This is a genomic window from Kitasatospora nipponensis, assembly GCF_039528135.1.
In the GTDB taxonomy this organism is placed as follows: domain Bacteria; phylum Actinomycetota; class Actinomycetes; order Streptomycetales; family Streptomycetaceae; genus Kitasatospora; species Kitasatospora nipponensis.
In genome coordinates, this window is record NZ_BAAALF010001175.1 from 1 (window position 1) to 515 (window position 515).

A 515-nucleotide genomic window follows, 5' to 3' on the forward strand; every position below is an offset into this window, starting at 1 on the left:
ATCCGCATCGCCGGATGCGGCGTCGAGGTCGACGTGGCCTTGCCGTCGGGGGTGTCGACGGAGGAGGTGCAGAAGCGCCGCCGCAAGCTGGCGGAGAACCTGTCCCGGCACGAGCACGAGGTGTTCATCAGCATTCCGCAGGCCGCGCGGACGGTGCGGTTGTGGATCGCCGACTCGGGTGCGCTGGACGAGCCGATCGGCCCGTCCCCGCTGGTCACCGACGCGGACATGAGTGCCGACCTGTACACCGGCCGCGCCCCCTGGGGCCAGGACTTGCGCGGGGACGCCGCCCTGTTGAGCCTGCTTCAGCGGCACCTGCTGATCACGGGCCTGTCGAACCAGGGCAAGACCGCCTCGCTGCGGGCCCTGGCGCTGTGGCTGGCGCTGGACACGTCGGTGGAGTTCCGGCTCGCCGACCTCAAGAGCGTGGGTGACTGGCGCGTCTTCGACGGCCTGGCGACCCTCCTGGTCCAGGGCCCCACCCATGTGCACGTGAGCGGGGGAACTCACATGCT

At 70.7% G+C, this 515-nt stretch carries 1 pseudogene; it reads left to right on the plus strand.

Going from position 1 to position 515, the window contains the following annotated elements:
• Positions 1 to 515 (plus strand): annotated as a pseudogene (locus ABD323_RS45505) (ATP-binding protein); the annotation flags it as partial.